The following is a 19,031-nucleotide window of genomic DNA, read 5'->3' on the forward strand; positions in this document are numbered from 1 at the left end:
TGCAGGAGGGCCGGCTTACCCTCCTGCTCGGTTGAGGTGGCGGAGATAAGTTGATCACTAAACGAATATCAACCGAAACCAAATCCGGTTGAGGGCAGTGAAACTTTAACAACCAAACTTACCCACCCAAACCTTAACCGACTGTCGGTGCTGCCTGCGTCACTAACTGCCCTGCTGAACCGCGGTCTGCCATCTCAAGGGTCTGGCTGTGGAACAAGAACGGGAAATGCTCGGAGGAAACCTGATTGAAATACACCAGTAACTCTACGTCACCATCCACCCAAACCGTGTCTTTCCAACCACGATCCTCCGCCATTGCTGGTGCACCATTCACATTTTTTACCAGGAATGAAACGCCCTGAATATGGAAAGCTTGTGGCATATCCGCATGCAACGTCCAACGCTCCCAAGTGCCTTGCTGAGCTTGAGCATCAACCCGGTTCATATCCCAGATAACACCATTAATACCAGGCAAGTCATCACCCAAGCGGAATTCACGGGAACGCACCACACTGCCGTCTAAAATCTGATCAGATAGCAAACGCATTGGCAGATTATCAGTCACCAGTGGCAATAAACCGGTCGGTTTTAGTGTCAGCACCAAGGTAGAAATCAAAATACTTGATGGCTCAAATAACCCACGCAGACGGTCCATAATCCCGGCGGACTCGCCCGCTGTAATGGACACTTCGTTACCCTGCGACATATCAATCACCACTTCACGTCGCTCACCCGGCGCCAGTGAGAGTTGCTGCACTGCAACCGGGGCAGGCAAGAAACCCTGATCACTGGCAACAACATGAAGTGGACGCCCATCACTGAGCTGCAAGGTATAGCGACGAGCATTGGAAGCATTCAGTAAACGTAAGCGCACCCAACCACGAGAAACTTCAACAAACGGGCTTTGCACACCATTTACCAACAATGTATCCCCAATAAAACCGCCTTTAGCGGGTGGGTCATATTGTGGGACGCCAAAGTTATCTAGCCGTTTATCCTGAATAATAATAGGGAAATCATCCACACCATAGTGGCTCGGTAGCGGCATCGCTTTGCTGATTTCATCTTCCACCAGCCACATACCGGCCAGCCCGTTATAGACATGAGGTGCCATACGGTTCGGGGTATTGGCATGATACCAACAGGTGGCGGCGGGTTGTCGCACCGGCAAGACTGGCGACCAATCGCTCCCCGGGGAGATCATGCGCGCAGCACCGCCCATCAAGGTACCAGGCACTTGCAGCCCACTGATCGTCATGGATACCGGTTCAGTCAAACGGTTGCTGTAAATGAGCTTAACATCATCACCGCTGAACACCCTGACTGTCGGCCCCAGATACATCCCGTTGATACCCCATACCGCAGCTTTTTGCCCACCACTGAAGGCCCAATGTGCCCGCTGTAAAGTCAAAAACAGCGGTTGACCACGACGAGACTCAAGTAAGGGGGGGACAGGTAAAGAGGGTTGTTGGGTACTATTAGCCTGTGCCCTCAATGGCAACGAGCCTGCGCCTAGCGCTAAACCCGTAGCCTGAATGAACTGGCGACGACTGAGTGACATATCTTCTCCGTGAAAACCACAATCAAACCTACTGCAATATTTTGCCTGACTGCGAATAACGCTGAAGGACGGCAAAACGCTCACGACCAGAGTCGTTTAAATGAAAAAACACAATTTACTTCAAGCCAAATAATCAGCGCAGAATAACGGATTCGTGTACGCGGATAGATTATTTTTTTGTTGCAGCCTCTTGGGCTATTTCCGCATCAAGCTGTTCAATTTTAGCCAGCATCAAATTGCGGCAATGCTCCGACAACTCGCGAACACGTTCTTTGCCATAGCCACTGGTATCTACTGGCGGCATGATTTCTACAATAACTTTGCCATTTGACCAACGGTTTAAGTTGATATGGTTAGTACTGGAAACACAGATTGGTACAATCGGCACTCCAGCGGCGATAGCAGCATGAAAAGCGCCCGTCTTAAACGGCAATAAACCACGGCCACGGCTGCGAGTCCCTTCTGGGAACATCCAGATAGAAACATTTCTTTTTTTAACCTGTTCAACTACTTGAGCAATAGTACCATGCGCCTTAGCACGGTTATCACGATCGATTAGTAGGTTGCCGGTCAGCCAATATAATGGGCCAAACAAAGGTACCCACAGCAGGCTCTTTTTACCCACAGTGACGGTACCTGACTGAACCACATTCGACATCGTGACCATATCGTAATTATTTTGATGGTTAGCGATGTAAATGCAAGTTCCATAATTTGCCGCTTCTGGGGGAATTCTCTGTTCAACGGTAATCCCAAATAGCACTGACATCCGGCCAAAGAGATGAGCAAACGTCGCCAGATTGCGCGGGTTTCGTGGACTAAACAGGCAATAAATTGAGCCAAAAACACACACTAGAAAACAATATAAAACAGCCAGCACAGTGCGCAAAATTAATAACATAACAACCTCTTAAACACTTACTTATAGACACCTAATCGGCGCTAGTATAACGGCTTCCAGGCAAAACACCGCGCAGATTCCTAACCATAATGATGTTACGCGACAGCGCACGCAAATTGCGTACGCCGCCGGTTACATTGACTCGCTGTGATGCTAATGACGCTGAATATTACTCTTCATTGTCGGTAGGTATTGCCCGCTCAGGTGCATCAACATCTACACGATCAATACGTTGCAAACCACGAGGTAGCGGTGAGCCTTTCCGGCCACGTTCAGCACGGAATTTCTGCAAATCCTCTGGCCGCAAGGTTAGCTTACGTTTACCGAAATGAAGTGTAATTGACGTTTGAGGCGGTAAGACAAATAGCCACACCAGACGATCTTTGCCCGCCGCTGCATCTGCCGCCGGGATTGAGACTATCTTATTACCCTTACCTTTTGATAATTCAGGCAGATCTGCAACTGGGAACATCAACATACGTCCAGCGGCAGTGATGGATAACAGCATGTCATCCGGCCCATAAATCTCTAATGGCGGTAATACCTTGGCATTTTCTGGCAAGGTAATCATCGTCTTACCCGCGCGGTTCTTGGCCACCAAATCATTGAAAGTACATACAAAGCCATAACCGGCATCTGATGCCATTAATAATTTTTGGCTGTCTGGTGCCATCAATACCTGTTCAATGGTTGCTCCCGGCGGCGGTGTGAGCTTCCCGGTCAGCGGTTCACCCTGCCCACGCGCGGAGGGCAGTGTCAGTGGGTCTAATGCATAACTACGGCCAGTTGAGTCAATAAAGACCACCGGTTGATTGCTCTTGCCTCGTGCTGCGGCGCGGAAACTGTCACCCGCTTTATAACTTAAGCCCGTCGGATCAATATCATGACCTTTGGCACTGCGCACCCAGCCCATCTCAGACAACACAATAGTTACTGGCTCTGAAGGGACAATATCATGCTCACTCATGGCTTTGGCTTCACCACGTTCAGTCAACGGCGAACGACGATCATCACCATAGGCTGCTGCATCTGCCTGAATTTCTTTCTTAATCAGAGTGTTCAGTTTGCGTTCTGAGGCCAGTAAGGCCTGTAGTTGATCACGTTCTTTGGCTAACTCATCTTGCTCACCACGGATCTTCATCTCTTCCAATTTGGCTAAATGGCGGAGTTTCAGTTCGAGGATCGCTTCAGCCTGAGTTTCAGAAATCGCGAAGTGCTGCATCAGCAGCGGTTTTGGTTCATCTTCAGTACGAATGATATGAATAACTTCGTCGATATTCAGGAAGGCAATTAATAAACCTTCTAAAATATGCAGCCGTTTAAGTACCTTTTCCAGACGATAATTCAGTCGGTTACGTACTGTTTGACGACGGAACACCAACCATTCGGTCAGGATCTCCAGCAACCCTTTTACTGATGGGCGATGATCCAGTCCGATCATATTCATGTTAATACGGTAACTTCTTTCCAGATCTGTGGTGGCGAACAGATGGTTCATCACTTGATCCAGATCGACACGATTGGTACGTGGAACAATTACCAAACGTGTCGGATTTTCATGGTCAGATTCATCACGTAAATCCTCAACCATCGGTAATTTTTTGGCACGCATTTGGCTGGCAATCTGTTCCAGCACTTTGGCACCCGAAACCTGATGAGGTAATGCGGTGATGACCGCGCTGCCATCTTCTTTCTTCCACAATGCCCGCATACGTACTGAACCACGGCCATTCTGGTAAATCTTACGAATCTCATCACGTGGAGTGATGATTTCTGCTTCGGTTGGAAAATCAGGTCCTTGCACAAACTCCAGTAGCTCATCAAGAGAGGTCGCTGGTTTATCGATAAGTGCAATCACCGCTTGCGCAATTTCGCGCACATTATGCGGTGGAATATCGGTTGCCATACCTACGGCAATACCGGTCGTCCCATTGAGCAGAATATTCGGCAGGCGGGCAGGTAGCATTTTCGGCTCCTGCATGGTTCCGTCAAAGTTCGGCACCCAGTCAACCGTACCTTGCCCCAATTCACCCAGCAAAACTTCAGCATATTTGGATAAACGAGATTCGGTATAACGCATCGCGGCAAAGGATTTAGGGTCATCCGGCGCACCCCAGTTCCCTTGACCATCAACCAATGGGTAGCGATAAGAGAATGGCTGCGCCATCAATACCATAGCTTCATAGCAGGCACTGTCACCGTGTGGATGGTATTTACCCAACACGTCACCCACAGTACGGGCAGATTTTTTAAATTTTGCGCTATTGTTTAACCCCAGTTCGGACATGGCATAGACAATGCGCCGTTGCACCGGTTTCAAACCATCGCCGATAAACGGTAACGCCCGATCCATGATGACGTACATGGAATAGTTCAGATAGGCGTTTTCAGTAAAGGTGTGCAGCGGTAAGCGTTCTGCACCGTCATGAGTCAAATCACTCATTACTCAATTATCCTCAGACTCTGGTGGCAATCACTGTACGTCAAGATAGACACCGCTAGTTCATTGTAGATTTCTGCCCGCGATAGTACCTCATCTGCAGGGTTACTGTCACAACCCACAGATAATCTCAATCTTTCATCCATGCCACATTATCTCTTAGGGCAAACCTGTTATTAGTCACCGACGACGGTGTGGCACAAGACAAACCTCAACAGCAAATAATATCGATGATAACGATTTGACCAACCTGCATGCAATTCAACAGCATAGCGTAAATGCCTTTATTCAGGACACACCGAACGACGGTAAAGATAAAGTCCAGTAAATAACCGCTGTATCAGCGGGATAGCCATAAGATATGACGAAAACCGGCAATATCCTGCCCTACAACACCTTTGGTGACGGATTATTTATGCATGAAATAACAATGATGCAAGGTATTGGGTTGGCAATTATGGCTCTGAGTGTCGGGATCGATTTCTGGTTGGAAACGCTGCATATCTTCCGACCATTAACTGTTTATACCTTAACGAGGCGATTCTCGGCGACGGGTTTCTACCCTATCAAATTCAATGCAAGTTCTTCGCATATTTGCGACTAAAACGATTCAACCAAAGAGCTTTGTTGCTTATTTAGCAACAGTGTTATGCATTATTGTCCATTTTTCTCTGGCATCAAAATCGTTAGCATACTCAGCATTCCGGGTTGGGCAGTTTCAAGCCCCCACTTCAACAGGATTACATCAATGAGTAACATATTAATTATTAATGCAATGAAAGAATTTGCGCACTCCAAGGGGGCGCTAAATCTTACTCTCACTAACGTAGCTGCTGATTTCCTACAGGAAAACGGCCATCAGGTTAAAGTCACAACTGTTGACCAAGGTTATGATATTGAAAGTGAAATTGAAAATTACTTGTGGGCTGATACGGTTATTTATCAAATGCCCGGTTGGTGGATGGGTGAACCCTGGATTTTGAAAAAATATATCGATGAAGTCTTCACCTATGGCCATGGACGTTTATACCAAAGCGATGGTCGTACCCGCTCCGATGCCAGCAAAGGCTATGGCTCTGGTGGTTTAATTCAGGGTAAAACCTATATGCTTTCAGTCACCTGGAATGCGCCACTGGAAGCCTTTACTGACCCCAATCAGTTCTTCGAAGGCGTGGGTGTTGATGGCGTTTATCTGCATTTCCATAAAGCCAATCAATTCCTTGGCATGAAGCCATTACCAACATTTATGTGTAATGATGTGATTAAGCAACCTGATATTGAGGGTGATATTAGCCGTTATCGTCAGCACCTGGCGGAAAATTTTAACCGCCAGACGGCGTGATTTCATACCATTACAAGCTGGGTCATCACATAAGTTGGGATAATAATGATTACTGTTTTTGCCGAGATAAAAGTTATACCGGGCCGCCGCCAGGCAGTATTGCAGGCCATTGAGAAGCTGCAGCCTGCTGTACTGGCGGAAGAGGGCTGCGGTGGCTACGCACCAATGATTGATGTGCCGACCCAGCTTGACTGGCAAAAGAAGTCGCCAGATTCTATCTTCATGATGGAAAAGTGGCAGAGTGTTCAGCATCTGGAGCAACATTTGCAGATGGAACATATGCATCTGCATCGTGAAGTGGTTAAAAACGATGTGCTGGATGTGGTTATTTATATTCTAGATAACGCTTAGTCGGCTTTATTGAAGTTGCAGTACCCACGCTGCAACTTCAATTGCTTTAGCGATGGCGAGATTACAGCGAGTTAGCGGTTATCTTTAAGCCAATGGCTCATTTTGATCTGCTCACTGACATAATCCAGAAAACAGGTAATACGCGCCGCAAGCTGGGTATTACGGTAATAAACCGCATTGATTGGCTGCCAGGTTTCCAGAATTTTATCGGCCATTACCTCGACTAAACGCCCCGCTAATTGATCCGCTTGGGTCATAAAATCAGATAACTCGACTATTCCCTCGCCCTGTAACGCCAGTAAGCGCAGGGTTTCACCACTGGATGCGGCTAAATTAGGCGTGATTGACGAACGTCCGCCCGGTAAATGGGGCAGCGACCACTGGTTAAGAAACTCCGGCTGAGTAAAACCAAGCAAGCTGTGATTTGCCAGCTCGTCAATGGTGTGAGGGGTGCCGTGTCGTTGTAGATAATCAGGGCTGGCGAGGATGCGTACGCGGCTGGCACCCAGCAAACGGGCATGGATAGTCGAGTCACGCAGCGCACCGATACGAATGGCAATATCGGTACGTTGTTCGAGTAAATCGATATTAAGGTCGTCGGTATTCAGTTCAAGAATAATTTGCGGATATAAAGCCCGAAAACCGCTGATCATCGGCACAATCACATGCTGCATAAAAGGTGCTGCCGCATTGACACGCAGCCGCCCGGCAGGTTTTAAGCGCCGTAGGGCTATCTGTTCTTCTGCGTCATCCACAGCACCCAAAATCTGCCGCGCATGGCTGAGGAACAATTCACCCTCTTCAGTTAGCTCCAATCGCCGGGTGGTACGACGCAACAATGTTGTGGCAAGCTTTTGCTCCAGCCGACTCAGGGCACGGCTGATACCCGATGTCGTCTGGCTGCGCTGTTCCGCAGCCGCCGTAATTGAGCCGCAGTCAACGACCGAGGTAAAAGCCTGCAACTCTTCTAACGTCACTTTCATCGATTAAACCTCGATTTCAGCGGTATCCCCTTTCTCCTGCAGCCAATTGCGGCGATCTTCGGAGCGTTTTTTCGCCAATAGCATATCCATCATTGCCATGGTCTTATCAATATCATCATCACCGATAGTCAACTGCACCAAGCGACGAGTGTTCGGATCCAAGGTAGTTTCACGTAACTGCAGCGGGTTCATTTCGCCCAGCCCCTTAAAGCGCTGCACATTTGGTTTACCGCGTTTACGTTTTAGTTGCTCCAGAACACCGGCTTTCTCTTCTTCATCCAGGGCATAAAACACTTCTTTACCCAAATCGATGCGATACAACGGCGGCATGGCAACATAAACGTGGCCATTACGTACCAGAGCTCGGAAATGTCGGACAAACAACGCACACAGTAGAGTCGCGATATGCAAGCCATCGGAGTCCGCATCCGCGAGGATACATATTTTACCGTAACGTAATTGGCTCAAATCTTCGCTGTCAGGATCAATACCAATAGCCACAGAAATATCATGAACTTCCTGTGAGGCGAGGACTTCATCTGAAGAGACTTCCCAAGTATTGAGGATTTTCCCTTTTAGCGGCATGATCGCCTGATACTCACGGTCGCGTGCCTGTTTGGCAGAACCCCCTGCGGAATCCCCTTCCACCAGAAACAGCTCTGTCATGCTCAAGTCTTGCGAGGTACAGTCAGCCAGCTTGCCGGGTAATGCCGGACCACTAGTCAGTTTCTTACGCACCACTTTTTTCGCTGCTCGCATACGACGTTGGGCGCTGGAAATAGCCAGCTCAGCCAACTGTTCTGCCGCTTGCACGTTCTGATTCAGCCACAGGCTAAAAGCATCTTTTACCACGCCAGACACAAAAGCCGCGCACTGACGTGAAGAGAGTCGCTCTTTGGTTTGACCGGCAAATTGTGGGTCCTGCATTTTTACTGACAATACGTAAGCACAGCGATCCCAGATGTCGTCTGCCGAGAGTTTGACGCCGCGTGGCAAGATATTGCGGTATTCGCAAAACTCGCGCATGGCATCAAGCAAGCCCTGACGTAAGCCATTAACATGGGTGCCGCCTTGCATAGTCGGGATCAGGTTGACGTAACTTTCAGTCAGCAGTTCGCCGCCTTCCGGTAACCATAACAGCGCCCAGTCGATAGCTTCGGTATCACCGGCAAAAGAGCCAACAAACGGCACTTCTGGCAGCGTAATCAAACCATTCACTGCTTCCATCAGATAATCGGTCAAACCGTCGGCATAGCACCAGCGCTGCTCGGTATTATTCACCTGATCTTTAAAGACGATCTCCACACCTGGACACAGTACCGCTTTGGCTTTTAGCAAATGCGACAAACGGGACACAGAGAAACGCGGGCTATCGAAGAAAGAAACATCTGGCCAGAAATGCACACTGGTGCCGGTATTACGCTTACCGCAGGTGCCAATGACCTGCAAATCCTGCACTTTATCGCCATTCTCAAAAGCAATGCTGTAAATTTGGCTATCGCGACGCACGGTGACTTCCACGCGTTTGGATAAGGCGTTAACCACTGAAATACCGACACCGTGTAAACCACCAGAGAACTGATAGTTTTTATTAGAGAATTTGCCGCCTGCATGTAACCGACACATAATCAGTTCAACCGCTGGAACACCTTCCTCTGGATGGATATCAACCGGCATCCCGCGACCATCATCAATTACTTCAAGTGATTGATCGGCATGCAAGATCACATCAATACGGCGAGCATGTCCTGCCAGAGCCTCATCGACGCTGTTATCAATAACCTCTTGACCAAGGTGGTTTGGTCGCGTGGTATCCGTGTACATTCCCGGACGACGACGCACTGGTTCTAAACCGCTGAGTACTTCAATGGCATCAGCGTTATAGCTGGATTCAGTCATGGTTTGATTAATATTCGGCTAATGGTTGGAAGGCTAGACATGCCCGACAGGCCATAATGACCTGCGGTACAATACCCGCAGTTTGGGTGGAGCTTAAACCACCAGATATCAAGCGGTTGCTAGCCCTAAAAAAGTTACAATCGGGGAGAAATAATGATCAAAGCCAACAAAGGCGTGATTCCCACCTGATTCTACTGTTTGCCGACAAGGGGTGTAATAGGCAACCGCTTGACGATAGTCGAGGATCTCATCCCCGGTTTGCTGCAATAACCAGAGTAAATCCGGTGATGCCAGCTTTTCAATCTGCATCGCTTTCAGATCATAAATATGTCGAGACTCTAACACATATTGTTGCCCGGTGTAGGGGTTCTCATTTTCGCCCAGATAATCGTTGAGCAGCTCAAATGGCCGCACTGCCGGGTTAACCACCACCGCAGGAATACTAAAACGCTGGGAAAGCCAGGTGGCAAAATAACCGCCAAGGGAGGAGCCAACAATACCAATGGATTGCCCGGCTTTATCCATCACAATGCTCTCCAGCATTTCTGCGGCCTCCGCCGGATAAGGCGGTAATTGAGGGGTCAGCATCTCAATGTGAGGATGGTGCTCCTGCAACCAGCTTTTAAAAGTGGTGGCTTTCGCCGAGCTGGGGGAGCTATTAAAGCCGTGAATATATAAAAGCGTACTCATCAATAACCATCCGAGTCCATGTCCGGGCAGAACTCATCACTGGCTAACCGACGAACCTCAGTTTCAAGTATTCCATCAGGCAGTAAATCGAGGTAGCGCCATCCCGGGGCCACAGTATCAAGCGTAAAATTAGTACAGTGTGGTTTGAACTGCACACAAGTAGAAGGGCTGGCGAGCAAACGCTTACCATACCAGTCGAGATCCAAATCCTGATGAATATGGCCACACAGCAAAGTGGTAACACGCGGATAGCGCGTCAGCACCGCCGCGAGCATGTGTGCATTACGCAGGCTGTGCTGATCAAGCCAGGTGCAACCAGATGGCATTGGATGATGGTGTAATAATACCAACGTATAGCGTTCTGAATGTGTTACCAGGCAACGTTCCATCCACTCCAACTGATAGTCACTCAGTTCACCGTAAGGCACACCAAAAACTTGGCTGTCTAATAACAGAATTTGCCAATTATCACCGACCAGAACATGCTTTGAAGGCGCAATACCCGAATCTGCCAAGGCATCGACCATAGCAGGTTGAAAATCATGATTACCGGGGAGCCATACACAAGGTGCAGGCAAGCGCGAGATGCCCTTGGCAAAATTCTGATAAGCAGCAACAGAATGATCCTGAGCCAAATCACCGGTCGCAACAATGAGATCAAATGGGCGCTGTTCAGCAATAATCGCATCCAACACAGCGCGATAGCTGCGGGAAGTATTTATACCCAGCAAGGTCTCATATTCCCCCGCAAAGAGGTGAGTATCTGTTATTTGTAAAATTCTGGCCTTGGCCCCACTTGCCATAGGCAGTTTAAACAGGCTTTCCAAATGGTGTCCTTGTTTTTGCACCCTTCCCACCAGATTTATCCGGTATCTTTACCCTCTGTCGGTCAGGCTATAAGTCTGTCTAACAAACCGGAACTGCCACGGCTCCATGCGCCAAACAATAGCGCAACCAGTCAGCAAGAAACTGGTTAATTTGATGCTTTTCGTCCCGCTGATGCAACTTTTTATTCGGATAATCATAACTTGCTTTAAAGCGGAAGATCTGCTGACTGGCACACACTTCCGCGACCTGCGCATCATGATAGAGCCGTACCACCATAGAAGGCAGGCTCCAGTGACTAACCGCGGGTTCGGTTTGAACTATCTCAACGACAGAAGTGTAGCGGGTCGATTCAATAATTGTCAGTTGATAACTGGCGCCATTAACCTGATAAGCCACGCTTTCACCCACTTCATCAACACGCGGAATCAAACGACGCAATTGCGCGAAATTTGTTTCGCATACTCGCATCATTTCAGGGAAATCAGGTGTGTAGCGCTTAACCATTATTATGCTCACTTTTTTACGACTGCCATTCTTCTCTTAGGGATTGATGGTGCAATGCCAACCATTGTAATGCAATGATGGAGGCTGCGTTATCAATAGCACCTTCTTCAACCCAACGACAAGCCTGCTCGCGGCTGACAACATGAACCCGAATATCTTCATTTTCATCCGCCAGCCCATGAATACCACTCGCGGTAGTTGCATCGACTTCACCCACCATAATGGATAAACGCTCACTGGTCCCACCTGGACTGGCCAGATAACTGAGCACCGGTTTACAGCGGCCAATATGAATTCCCGCCTCTTCCTCAGCCTCACGACGTGCCACGTCTTCGACACTTTCGCCGTCTTCAATCATTCCGGCTATCATCTCTAATAACCAAGGTGATGGGCTGCTGTCAATGGCTGCAATCCGCAGTTGTTCTACCAGCACCACTTCATCACGCACCGGATCATAAGCTAATAGCACCGCAGCATGGCCACGCTCAAAAATTTCGCGTTTAACTTCCCCACTCATTTCGCCATTAAATAGACGATGGCGAAACCGATATAAATTCAGTGAAAAAAAACCACGGTACAGTGTTTCACGTGCAATAATTTCCACATCATTCTTGTCGAAAGTCACCGGTGAGGACTTTGCTGAAGATGGTGCTGATGTCATTGAATGCTCTCCTTACTTAAGTATCTAGCCTGAATTGTGATTTTTGATGACACCTCGATGACATCACACAGGGCCGATAACGGTGCAGTGATACTTTTATTAGTCATGCCTTTTTATTAAAAATATCACCACGTCATGGACTTCACGCCATATCCTGACAGACTTAACGCAGGCTACAAGATTTTAAAATAACAGGCATCATTAGTTGATAAAAATCGGCTAACAGATAGAAATAAGTTCGTAAACTGAGATTAGCGGTTTTCTAGCAGTGGCTTGATAAGTGATTATTTGATAAACATGGCGCGATACAGATTAGTTGTCTGAATACTCATTTAGGTTTGTGATAGATTTAAGTAAATTTAGGCGAGATGGCACAATCAGCCACCTTATCCCATTGGCAGACTCTGATAGAATCGGCAACAATTCGTCTATCGACAGCTACCATAGTAATATTGCCGCACAACTGCTGCACAACAAGGACTGCAAATGAAGAAACTGCTCCCCCTTCTTATCGGGCTGAGTCTGGCTGGTTTCAGTAGCATGAGCCAGGCAGAGAACTTGCTGCAAGTTTATAAGCAAGCCAGGGATAGTAACCCGGATTTACGCAAATCAGCGGCTGACCGCGATGCTGCATATGAAAAGATTAATCAAGCTCGCAGCCCGCTGTTACCACAGCTTGGTTTAGGTGCTGGTTACACCCACACCAATGGTTTCCGTGATGCTTCTGATAACCCAGATAGCAATGCCACCTCAGGCTCACTGCAACTGACTCAAACTATTTTCGACATGTCCAAATGGCGCGCGCTGACCTTACAAGAAAAAGCCGCAGGTATTCAGGATGTTACGTTTCAGACCAGTGAACAAAAACTGATTTTGGACACAGCAACAGCTTATTTTGCCGTCCTGAACGCCATTGATACCCTGTCTTATACTGAAGCACAGAAACAGTCGGTCTATCGCCAGTTAGACCAAACAACCCAGCGTTTTAATGTGGGTTTAGTGGCAATCACTGACGTACAGAACGCCCGTGCCAGCTACGACACTGTCTTAGCAGATGAAGTGACTGCCCGTAATAACCTGGATAATGCGCTGGAAAACCTGCGCCAAATTACAGGTGTTTATTACCCTGAGCTGGCATCACTGAATGTGGACCGTTTGAAGACTGAGCGCCCACAAGCTGTCAATAACCTATTGAAAGATGCTGAGAAACGTAACCTTTCTTTGCTTTCTGCCCGTTTGAGCCAAGACTTGGCGCGTGAGCAGATTAAATCAGCAGAAACCGGTTATATGCCAACCATTGATTTGACTGCATCGTCTTCAGTCACCAATACCCGTTACAGCGGTGGCACACCAAGCACTCAGCAGCTGAACTCTGATGCGGGTCAAAACAAAATTGGCGTGCAACTGAGCTTACCGCTGTACAGCGGTGGAGCTACCAATTCTGCGGTAAAACAAGCACAGTATAATTTTGTTGGTGCCAGTGAGCAGCTAGAAAGTGCCCACCGCAGTGTGGTGCAAACGGTACGTTCCTCATTCAATAATATCTCAGCCTCAATCAGCAGTATTAAGGCTTATGAGCAGGTCGTCATTTCAAACCAAAGCTCATTGGATGCAATGGAAGCCGGTTACCAGGTGGGTACTCGTACCATTCTGGATGTGTTGACTGCCACAACTAACTTGTATCAATCCAAGCAGCAACTCGCCAATGCGCGTTATAACTATCTGATTAATCAGTTAAATATAAAATCCGCATTAGGTACACTGAACATGAACGACCTGATGGCGCTAAATGGTGTGCTGGATAAACCAGTCCCAACTTCAGCCGCCAGCCTGGCGCCGGATAATGCTAACCAGAATGCTTATGCTGAAGGTTCTAGCACTCAGCCAGCACCACGTGCCACTACAGTTAGCCAGCCGACTACTGCCGCGACACGTAACGGTAATCCATTCCGTAACTGATTTTCAGTGATTTGAACTCTCCGGGCGCAGTTTCAAGAAGCTGCGCCCGACTTATTTTCCCTGACTCCATCATGGTACTACCCAGCATTTTTCAGCAATGAAAAAAGCGCGGTAACTCCCAGCTTTTCGTATAACTTTGTAAAGTCTGCTCTTCACTGCCCCTCACGCTTTAATTTCATACACATTTCCCCTATTCTTAGAGCACTTACTGGGAATGGGCATTAAACGCTCGGAAATGAGACAAATAACGATGAAACGGACTCAAAACATCAATCAAGAGACTTTCCGTAAATCCTGGCGCAGTTATCGCCTTGCGCCTGTAGCTTTAGCCGTCAGTGCCGTATTTATGCTGGCTGGCTGCGAAAAAACCGATGAAACCGTCTCTTTGTATCAAAATGCTGACGATTGCTCTCAAGCGAATCCATCAAAGAGCGCAGAATGTACCACTGCTTACAACACAGCATTGCAGGAAGCGGCTAAAACAGCCCCTAAATATGCTTCTCGTGAAGACTGTGTTGCTGAATTTGGTGAGTCGCAATGTACTCAGGCTCCAGCTCAAGCTGGCATGGTACCTACATCTTCATCTTCTTCTGAAACCACAGCGGCAGCACCACAGCAAAGTGGCAGTATGTGGATGCCATTAATGGCCGGTTATATGATGGGCCGGATGATGGGCGGCGGAGCAAGCCAGCCTTTATTCACCTCTAAAGCCCCTAATAGCCCGGCCAATGGCAAGTTTGTCGATGCGACAGGTAAAAACTTTGGTTCAGCCACTACTGGCCGCACCATGACGGTACCGAAAACCGCCATGGCTCCGAAGCCTGCGGTGACGAATACCATCACCCGTGGTGGTTTTGGTGAGTCAGTGGCTAAGCAAACTTCGATGCAACGCAGTGCAGCAACCTCATCTAAAACTAGCACGCGCAGTATGGGTGGCTAAGGTCTGATTAATGAAACGTTTAGCGATTAGCGAACGCCCGGACTGGCGCGAAAAAGCCACTGAATTCGGTTTCCGTTTCCACACCATGTATGGCGAGCCGTACTGGTGTGAAGATGCCTATTACGAATTCACCCTGGCACAAATTGAAGAGCTGGAAGATACCACGGCAGAATTGCATCAAATGTGCCTGCAAGTGGTTGAGAAAGTGGTCAATAGCGACCAACTAATGGCAAAATTCCGCATTCCTAAGCATTGCTGGGATTTTGTTCGCAGTTCATGGCGAACTAACCAGCCGTCGCTCTATTCCCGGCTTGATCTGGCCTATGACGGTGTGAATCCAGCAAAATTACTGGAAAACAATGCGGATACCCCAACCTCATTGTATGAAGCCGCCTTTTTCCAATGGCTATGGTTAGAAGACCAGATCAACGCAGGCAATTTAAGTCAGGATTCTGACCAGTACAACAGCATGCAAGAAAAGCTAATTGAGCGTTTTGCTGATTTGCGGGAAAACCATGGTTTTAGTCTGCTGCATCTGGCCTGTTGTAAGGACAGTGAGGAAGATCGCGGCACCGTGCAATATCTGCAAGATTGCGCACTGGAAGCCGGTCTGCCGACTGAATTCATGTTTATGGAAGAGATAGGCTTAGGAGAAAAAGGGCAATTTACCGATCTGGATAATCAGGTTATCAGTAACTTGTTCAAGCTCTACCCGTGGGAATTTATGTTCCGCGAAATGTTCTCCACCAAGTTGGAAGATGCGGGCGTACGTTGGCTGGAACCTGCCTGGAAGAGCATTATCTCCAATAAAGCGTTGCTCCCTTTGCTGTGGGAAATGTTCCCTAATCACCCTAACCTGTTGCCTGCTTATTTTGCTGAAGATGACCATCCTGCGATGGATCATTATGTCATCAAGCCGTTATTCTCACGGGAAGGTGCCAATATTCAGATAGTTGAAAACGGCAAAGAAGTGGCGCGTGTTGATGGGCCATACGGCGAAGAAGGCATGATTGTTCAGCAATACCATCCATTGCCTCAGTTTGGTGACAGCTATACGTTGATTGGCAGTTGGCTGGTTAACGATCAGCCCTGTGGTATTGGTTTGCGTGAAGATCGCGAATTGATCACCCAAGACCTATCGCGTTTTTACCCCCATATCATTTTGGGGTAAAAGCACGCCATTAAAGTAAGGGAAAGCATCGGCTTTCCCTTAATATATCTAGCAAGTTGTTCTTATCATTCAGTGACTAATGGGATGGTTATCCCGCATCGTTACAAACTATTAGGTACATTTCCCTCATCAGCCCCAGAGAGGCGTAGCGAGCTAAGTCAATCTGAGTGCGCCCAGCGCGGAGTGCCCCGGAGTGTACATGTAGTAAACGAGGAGGCCGAGCAGCTAATAATGCTAAGGATAAAACCCAAAACCATTGGTGTTATAGCCAGGCAGCAAGAGAGTGAAGCCCATAGAGCTTACCCAAGTCATTGATTTTGGTGAAATAAAGTAGCTAACAGCGCTATAACGCCAAGGTGCAGGGTATTTAGCCGACTTGTACCGACAACATACTCAACGACCCCATCTCAATCCCATCGGTTGGGATTGAAATCGGTTCGACGCCATCCCAGCTCCCCAAAACATACAGCAATGGCAAATAATGTTCAGGTGACGGATTTGATAACTCAGCCCCTTCATGCTGCATAAAGTTAACCAATGGGTGATTGTCACCTTGATAATTCAGGTTATCCCGCACAAATTGGTTGAAGGATTCGGCCCATGGATACGGACTACTCTCCCCTTGCCATCTAACCATCCGCAAGTTGTGCACCACGTTACCACTGGCGACAATCATCACGCCCTGCTCACGCAGCACCGCCAGTTTACGGCCTAATTCATAGTGATATTCTGCCGGTTGCGTACCATCAATACTCAGTTGCACAACAGGAATATCAGCCTCAGGGTACATCTTAATCAATACCCCCCAACTGCCATGGTCCAATCCCCACTCACTGCTATCAGCTCGCACGGCAATCGGTGCCAGTAATTGCTGAATTTGTGCCGCCAGCGCAGGGGAACCCGGAGCCGGATATTCAGTATCAAACAGTGCCTGTGGGAATCCACCAAAATCATGGATGGTCCGGGGTTTCTCCATAGCAGTTACCGCAGTTCCGCGGGTATACCAGTGGGCAGAGACCGCCAGAATCGCCTTAGGGCGTGGTAATGACTCACCCAGCGCACGCCATGCCTGGGTATAACTGTTGTCTTCCAGCACGTTCATCGGGCTACCGTGGCCGAGAAACAGCGCAGGCATACGAGAGGTGTTCATAAAAAATCCTTACTGTTAATAAAAAAGGGGCGCTAAACCATAGGAAGTAGATTACGCGCTTTTTTTTCATTACACAGCCGGATAACAATGATGAAGATATTCAATAAATTTGAATAGATAAAACAGCAGGGAAAATACGCTAACGAAGGTTTGGCGGCAGAAAATAACCGGGCGGCGACCTATTCAAGATAATAGCGGCAACCCGGCTGTAAACTAGCTTATCAACAGGCAATATCAGCTGATATTGCCATCAGAAATCAGCTGGCTTTTTTGGCTTGAGACTGAAGATACTCAGCCAGATCATCAATTGTCACCACTGGCATATCATGCAATTTGGCGAACTCAATCACTTCTGGCGCATGTGCCATGCTACCATCGTCATTGGTCAGTTCACACAAAACGCCGGCAGGTTTGAAGCCAGCTAGTGTGGCTAAATCAATGGATGCTTCGGTATGACCACGGCGAGATAATACGCCACCCGGTTGACCGCGCAGCGGGAATACGTGGCCCGGACGATTAAGGTCAGCAGGTTTAGCATTATCAGCAATTGCCGCACGGATAGTCGTCAAACGATCAGCGGCAGAAACCCCAGTGGTCACACCTTTAGCCGCTTCGATTGTCACGGTAAATGCAGTTTGGAACTGGCTAGAGTTATGGCTGACCATCATTGGCAAGTCAAGCTGTTGGCGGCGTTCGTCAGTGATACACAGGCACACAATGCCACTGCCGTGGCGGATAGTCAGTGCCATTTGCTCAACAGTCATTGCTTCAGCAGCAAAAACCATATCGCCTTCGTTTTCACGACTTTCGTCATCCAACACCATAACACCGTGGCCATTACGCAGCGCGTCGATAGCACGTTCTACACGCTCAACAGGCGTGCCAAAATCTGATAGAAGGGTCTGATTCATGGTAAAAAAACCTCATTAAAATTATGGATTACCAGAATCAGGGCGGTCTTGAGGAGTATATGGCCATTTTCTCTATATCAATAGAAATAGCCGAAATAACGCAAGCGAGCCATAGGCCCGGCATATACCGTTACTCTCTCCCATCCGGACTATAACCGTCGGCCCCGGAATTACACCGGGTCTGCTGACCTCTACCCCGCACTCTTTAACAAGAGAAACAGCGTGAGCGCTCGCGGGCTTTTGCACCACGACACAGGAATGCCGCAACACAATTTACCGCCGGTGGGGACTTGCACCCCGCCCTGAGAATAAGCCCTATGACTATAGCGCTATTGATTCGTCGGGGCAATTACCAAAATGGTGATATGCGGAGGTTTATACAATTGGCATCTGGCATTACACTAGAAGGGGTAACTACACATCTAATTAGGGAAACACCATGATTGACCCGAAAAAAATTGAACAAATCGCCCGCCAGGTGCATGAGTCTATGCCGAAAGGTATTCGCGAATTCGGGGACGATGTCGAAAAGAAAATCCGCATGGTTCTGCAATCGCAGTTAACCCGCTTGGATTTGGTTAATCGTGAAGAGTTCGACATACAAACTCAGGTATTGCTGCGTACTCGAGAAAAGCTAGCTTTGCTGGAACAGCGTATGGGCGAGCTGGAAGCCAAACTCAACAGTGCTCCAGTTTCTGTTGATACGCCAAAAGCTGTCGACGACAAAACGGGCGAGTAAT

The 19,031-nt window shown here is 48.1% G+C and carries 18 protein-coding genes and 1 riboswitch; of the genes, 7 read left to right on the plus strand and 11 right to left on the minus strand.

From position 1 onward, the window contains the following. Window positions 1-133: 133 nt before the first annotated feature. The 3 genes from ftsP to parC form a co-directional block, all read right to left on the minus strand. On the minus strand, window positions 134-1,561 hold the full coding sequence (ftsP, locus tag DJ58_RS11815; RefSeq protein WP_004709749.1) for a cell division protein FtsP: 1,428 nt from the start codon (window positions 1,559-1,561) through the stop codon (window positions 134-136). Between the two features lie 169 nt (window positions 1,562-1,730). Continuing rightward, window positions 1,731-2,462: a 1-acylglycerol-3-phosphate O-acyltransferase gene (locus DJ58_RS11810; RefSeq protein WP_004709750.1), complete on the minus strand. Its 732-nt coding sequence runs from the start codon at window positions 2,460-2,462 to the stop codon at window positions 1,731-1,733. A gap of 169 nt (window positions 2,463-2,631) precedes the next feature. Further along, complete coding sequence (gene parC, locus DJ58_RS11805) at window positions 2,632-4,905, minus strand: DNA topoisomerase IV subunit A (protein WP_004709752.1); 2,274 nt, start codon at window positions 4,903-4,905, stop codon at window positions 2,632-2,634. A gap of 358 nt (window positions 4,906-5,263) precedes the next feature. On the opposite strand from parC, the gene DJ58_RS24135 reads away from it, so the two are divergent. The 3 genes from DJ58_RS24135 (at window position 5,264) to DJ58_RS11790 (ending at window position 6,595) form a co-directional block, all read left to right on the plus strand. After that, the gene (locus DJ58_RS24135; RefSeq protein WP_004709754.1) at window positions 5,264-5,506 is read left to right on the plus strand and encodes a hypothetical protein; all 243 of its coding nucleotides are present in this window, start codon (window positions 5,264-5,266) and stop codon (window positions 5,504-5,506) included. 144 nt (window positions 5,507-5,650) lie between these two features. Then, entirely contained in the window at window positions 5,651-6,244 is a 594-nt protein-coding gene (locus DJ58_RS11795) for an NAD(P)H-dependent oxidoreductase (RefSeq protein ID WP_004709756.1), read from the plus strand. A gap of 45 nt (window positions 6,245-6,289) precedes the next feature. Beyond that, entirely contained in the window at window positions 6,290-6,595 is a 306-nt protein-coding gene (locus DJ58_RS11790) for a putative quinol monooxygenase (RefSeq protein WP_004709758.1), read from the plus strand. Window positions 6,596-6,666: 71 nt separating this feature from the next. Here DJ58_RS11790 and DJ58_RS11785 read toward each other — a convergent pair whose 3' ends face one another. The 6 genes from DJ58_RS11785 to nudF all read right to left on the minus strand — a co-directional run bounded on the left by DJ58_RS11785 (window position 6,667) and on the right by nudF (window position 12,160). After that, window positions 6,667-7,578 carry a LysR family transcriptional regulator gene (locus DJ58_RS11785; protein WP_004709760.1) on the minus strand — a complete coding sequence of 304 codons (912 nt, stop codon included), beginning with the start codon at window positions 7,576-7,578 and terminating at the stop codon, window positions 6,667-6,669. A 3-nt stretch (window positions 7,579-7,581) separates the two neighbouring features. Continuing rightward, window positions 7,582-9,477 (minus strand): DNA topoisomerase IV subunit B, encoded by a 1,896-nt coding sequence (gene parE, locus DJ58_RS11780; RefSeq protein WP_004709762.1) that lies wholly within the window; start codon window positions 9,475-9,477, stop codon window positions 7,582-7,584. Window positions 9,478-9,585: 108 nt separating this feature from the next. Beyond that, a complete protein-coding gene (gene yqiA, locus DJ58_RS11775) occupies window positions 9,586-10,167 on the minus strand; it encodes an esterase YqiA (RefSeq protein WP_032911233.1) in 582 nt (193 codons plus the stop codon). Further along, on the minus strand, window positions 10,167-10,994 hold the full coding sequence (gene cpdA, locus DJ58_RS11770) for a 3',5'-cyclic-AMP phosphodiesterase (protein ID WP_032911266.1): 828 nt from the start codon (window positions 10,992-10,994) through the stop codon (window positions 10,167-10,169). Before cpdA ends, yqiA begins: the two co-directional genes overlap by 1 nt. Before the next feature lie 79 nt (window positions 10,995-11,073). Then, window positions 11,074-11,499 carry a DUF1249 family protein gene (locus DJ58_RS11765; protein WP_004709765.1) on the minus strand — a complete coding sequence of 142 codons (426 nt, stop codon included), beginning with the start codon at window positions 11,497-11,499 and terminating at the stop codon, window positions 11,074-11,076. A 16-nt stretch (window positions 11,500-11,515) separates the two neighbouring features. After that, window positions 11,516-12,160: an ADP-ribose diphosphatase gene (gene nudF / locus DJ58_RS11760; RefSeq protein ID WP_004709767.1), complete on the minus strand. Its 645-nt coding sequence runs from the start codon at window positions 12,158-12,160 to the stop codon at window positions 11,516-11,518. Window positions 12,161-12,646: 486 nt separating this feature from the next. Here nudF and tolC point away from each other — a divergent pair, with 486 nt between their 5' ends. From tolC to DJ58_RS11745, 3 genes are all read left to right on the plus strand, one after another. After that, window positions 12,647-14,119, plus strand: a complete 1,473-nt coding sequence (gene tolC, locus DJ58_RS11755) for an outer membrane channel protein TolC (RefSeq protein WP_004709768.1) — start codon at window positions 12,647-12,649, stop codon at window positions 14,117-14,119. Window positions 14,120-14,369: 250 nt separating this feature from the next. Next, complete coding sequence (locus DJ58_RS11750; protein WP_004709769.1) at window positions 14,370-15,059, plus strand: DUF1190 family protein; 690 nt, start codon at window positions 14,370-14,372, stop codon at window positions 15,057-15,059. Between the two features lie 10 nt (window positions 15,060-15,069). Next, on the plus strand, window positions 15,070-16,230 hold the full coding sequence (locus DJ58_RS11745; RefSeq protein ID WP_004709771.1) for a glutathionylspermidine synthase family protein: 1,161 nt from the start codon (window positions 15,070-15,072) through the stop codon (window positions 16,228-16,230). Between the two features lie 367 nt (window positions 16,231-16,597). Here the strand turns inward: DJ58_RS11745 and ygiD are convergent, their stop codons facing one another. Further along, window positions 16,598-17,380: a 4,5-DOPA-extradiol-dioxygenase gene (gene ygiD / locus DJ58_RS11740; RefSeq protein ID WP_072088250.1), complete on the minus strand. Its 783-nt coding sequence runs from the start codon at window positions 17,378-17,380 to the stop codon at window positions 16,598-16,600. 257 nt (window positions 17,381-17,637) lie between these two features. After that, window positions 17,638-18,291: a 3,4-dihydroxy-2-butanone-4-phosphate synthase gene (gene ribB, locus DJ58_RS11735; RefSeq protein WP_004709775.1), complete on the minus strand. Its 654-nt coding sequence runs from the start codon at window positions 18,289-18,291 to the stop codon at window positions 17,638-17,640. A gap of 128 nt (window positions 18,292-18,419) precedes the next feature. Further along, window positions 18,420-18,605: riboswitch (FMN riboswitch) on the minus strand. 125 nt (window positions 18,606-18,730) lie between these two features. Between ribB and ubiK the strand changes: the two genes are divergently transcribed. Beyond that, window positions 18,731-19,030, plus strand: a complete 300-nt coding sequence (gene ubiK, locus DJ58_RS11730) for a ubiquinone biosynthesis accessory factor UbiK (RefSeq protein ID WP_004709777.1) — start codon at window positions 18,731-18,733, stop codon at window positions 19,028-19,030. Window position 19,031 lies beyond the last annotated feature (1 nt).

Origin of the sequence: Yersinia frederiksenii ATCC 33641, from assembly GCF_000754805.1 — a bacterium.
In the GTDB taxonomy this organism is placed as follows: domain Bacteria; phylum Pseudomonadota; class Gammaproteobacteria; order Enterobacterales; family Enterobacteriaceae; genus Yersinia; species Yersinia frederiksenii.

What these genes read in the sequence shown, in the direction of transcription:
- ftsP (WP_004709749.1), bottom strand. Translation starts at nt 1,561, where the DNA reads ATGTCACTCAGTCGTCGCCAGTTCATTCAGGCTACGGGTTTAGCGCTA.
- DJ58_RS11810 (WP_004709750.1), bottom strand. Translation starts at nt 2,462, where the DNA reads ATGTTATTAATTTTGCGCACTGTGCTGGCTGTTTTATATTGTTTTCTA.
- parC (WP_004709752.1), bottom strand. Translation starts at nt 4,905, where the DNA reads ATGAGTGATTTGACTCATGACGGTGCAGAACGCTTACCGCTGCACACC.
- DJ58_RS24135 (WP_004709754.1), top strand. Translation starts at nt 5,264, where the DNA reads ATGACGAAAACCGGCAATATCCTGCCCTACAACACCTTTGGTGACGGA.
- DJ58_RS11795 (WP_004709756.1), top strand. Translation starts at nt 5,651, where the DNA reads ATGAGTAACATATTAATTATTAATGCAATGAAAGAATTTGCGCACTCC.
- DJ58_RS11790 (WP_004709758.1), top strand. Translation starts at nt 6,290, where the DNA reads ATGATTACTGTTTTTGCCGAGATAAAAGTTATACCGGGCCGCCGCCAG.
- DJ58_RS11785 (WP_004709760.1), bottom strand. Translation starts at nt 7,578, where the DNA reads ATGAAAGTGACGTTAGAAGAGTTGCAGGCTTTTACCTCGGTCGTTGAC.
- parE (WP_004709762.1), bottom strand. Translation starts at nt 9,477, where the DNA reads ATGACTGAATCCAGCTATAACGCTGATGCCATTGAAGTACTCAGCGGT.
- yqiA (WP_032911233.1), bottom strand. Translation starts at nt 10,167, where the DNA reads ATGAGTACGCTTTTATATATTCACGGCTTTAATAGCTCCCCCAGCTCG.
- DJ58_RS11765 (WP_004709765.1), bottom strand. Translation starts at nt 11,499, where the DNA reads ATGGTTAAGCGCTACACACCTGATTTCCCTGAAATGATGCGAGTATGC.
- nudF (WP_004709767.1), bottom strand. Translation starts at nt 12,160, where the DNA reads ATGACATCAGCACCATCTTCAGCAAAGTCCTCACCGGTGACTTTCGAC.
- tolC (WP_004709768.1), top strand. Translation starts at nt 12,647, where the DNA reads ATGAAGAAACTGCTCCCCCTTCTTATCGGGCTGAGTCTGGCTGGTTTC.
- DJ58_RS11750 (WP_004709769.1), top strand. Translation starts at nt 14,370, where the DNA reads ATGAAACGGACTCAAAACATCAATCAAGAGACTTTCCGTAAATCCTGG.
- DJ58_RS11745 (WP_004709771.1), top strand. Translation starts at nt 15,070, where the DNA reads ATGAAACGTTTAGCGATTAGCGAACGCCCGGACTGGCGCGAAAAAGCC.
- ygiD (WP_072088250.1), bottom strand. Translation starts at nt 17,380, where the DNA reads ATGAACACCTCTCGTATGCCTGCGCTGTTTCTCGGCCACGGTAGCCCG.
- ribB (WP_004709775.1), bottom strand. Translation starts at nt 18,291, where the DNA reads ATGAATCAGACCCTTCTATCAGATTTTGGCACGCCTGTTGAGCGTGTA.
- ubiK (WP_004709777.1), top strand. Translation starts at nt 18,731, where the DNA reads ATGATTGACCCGAAAAAAATTGAACAAATCGCCCGCCAGGTGCATGAG.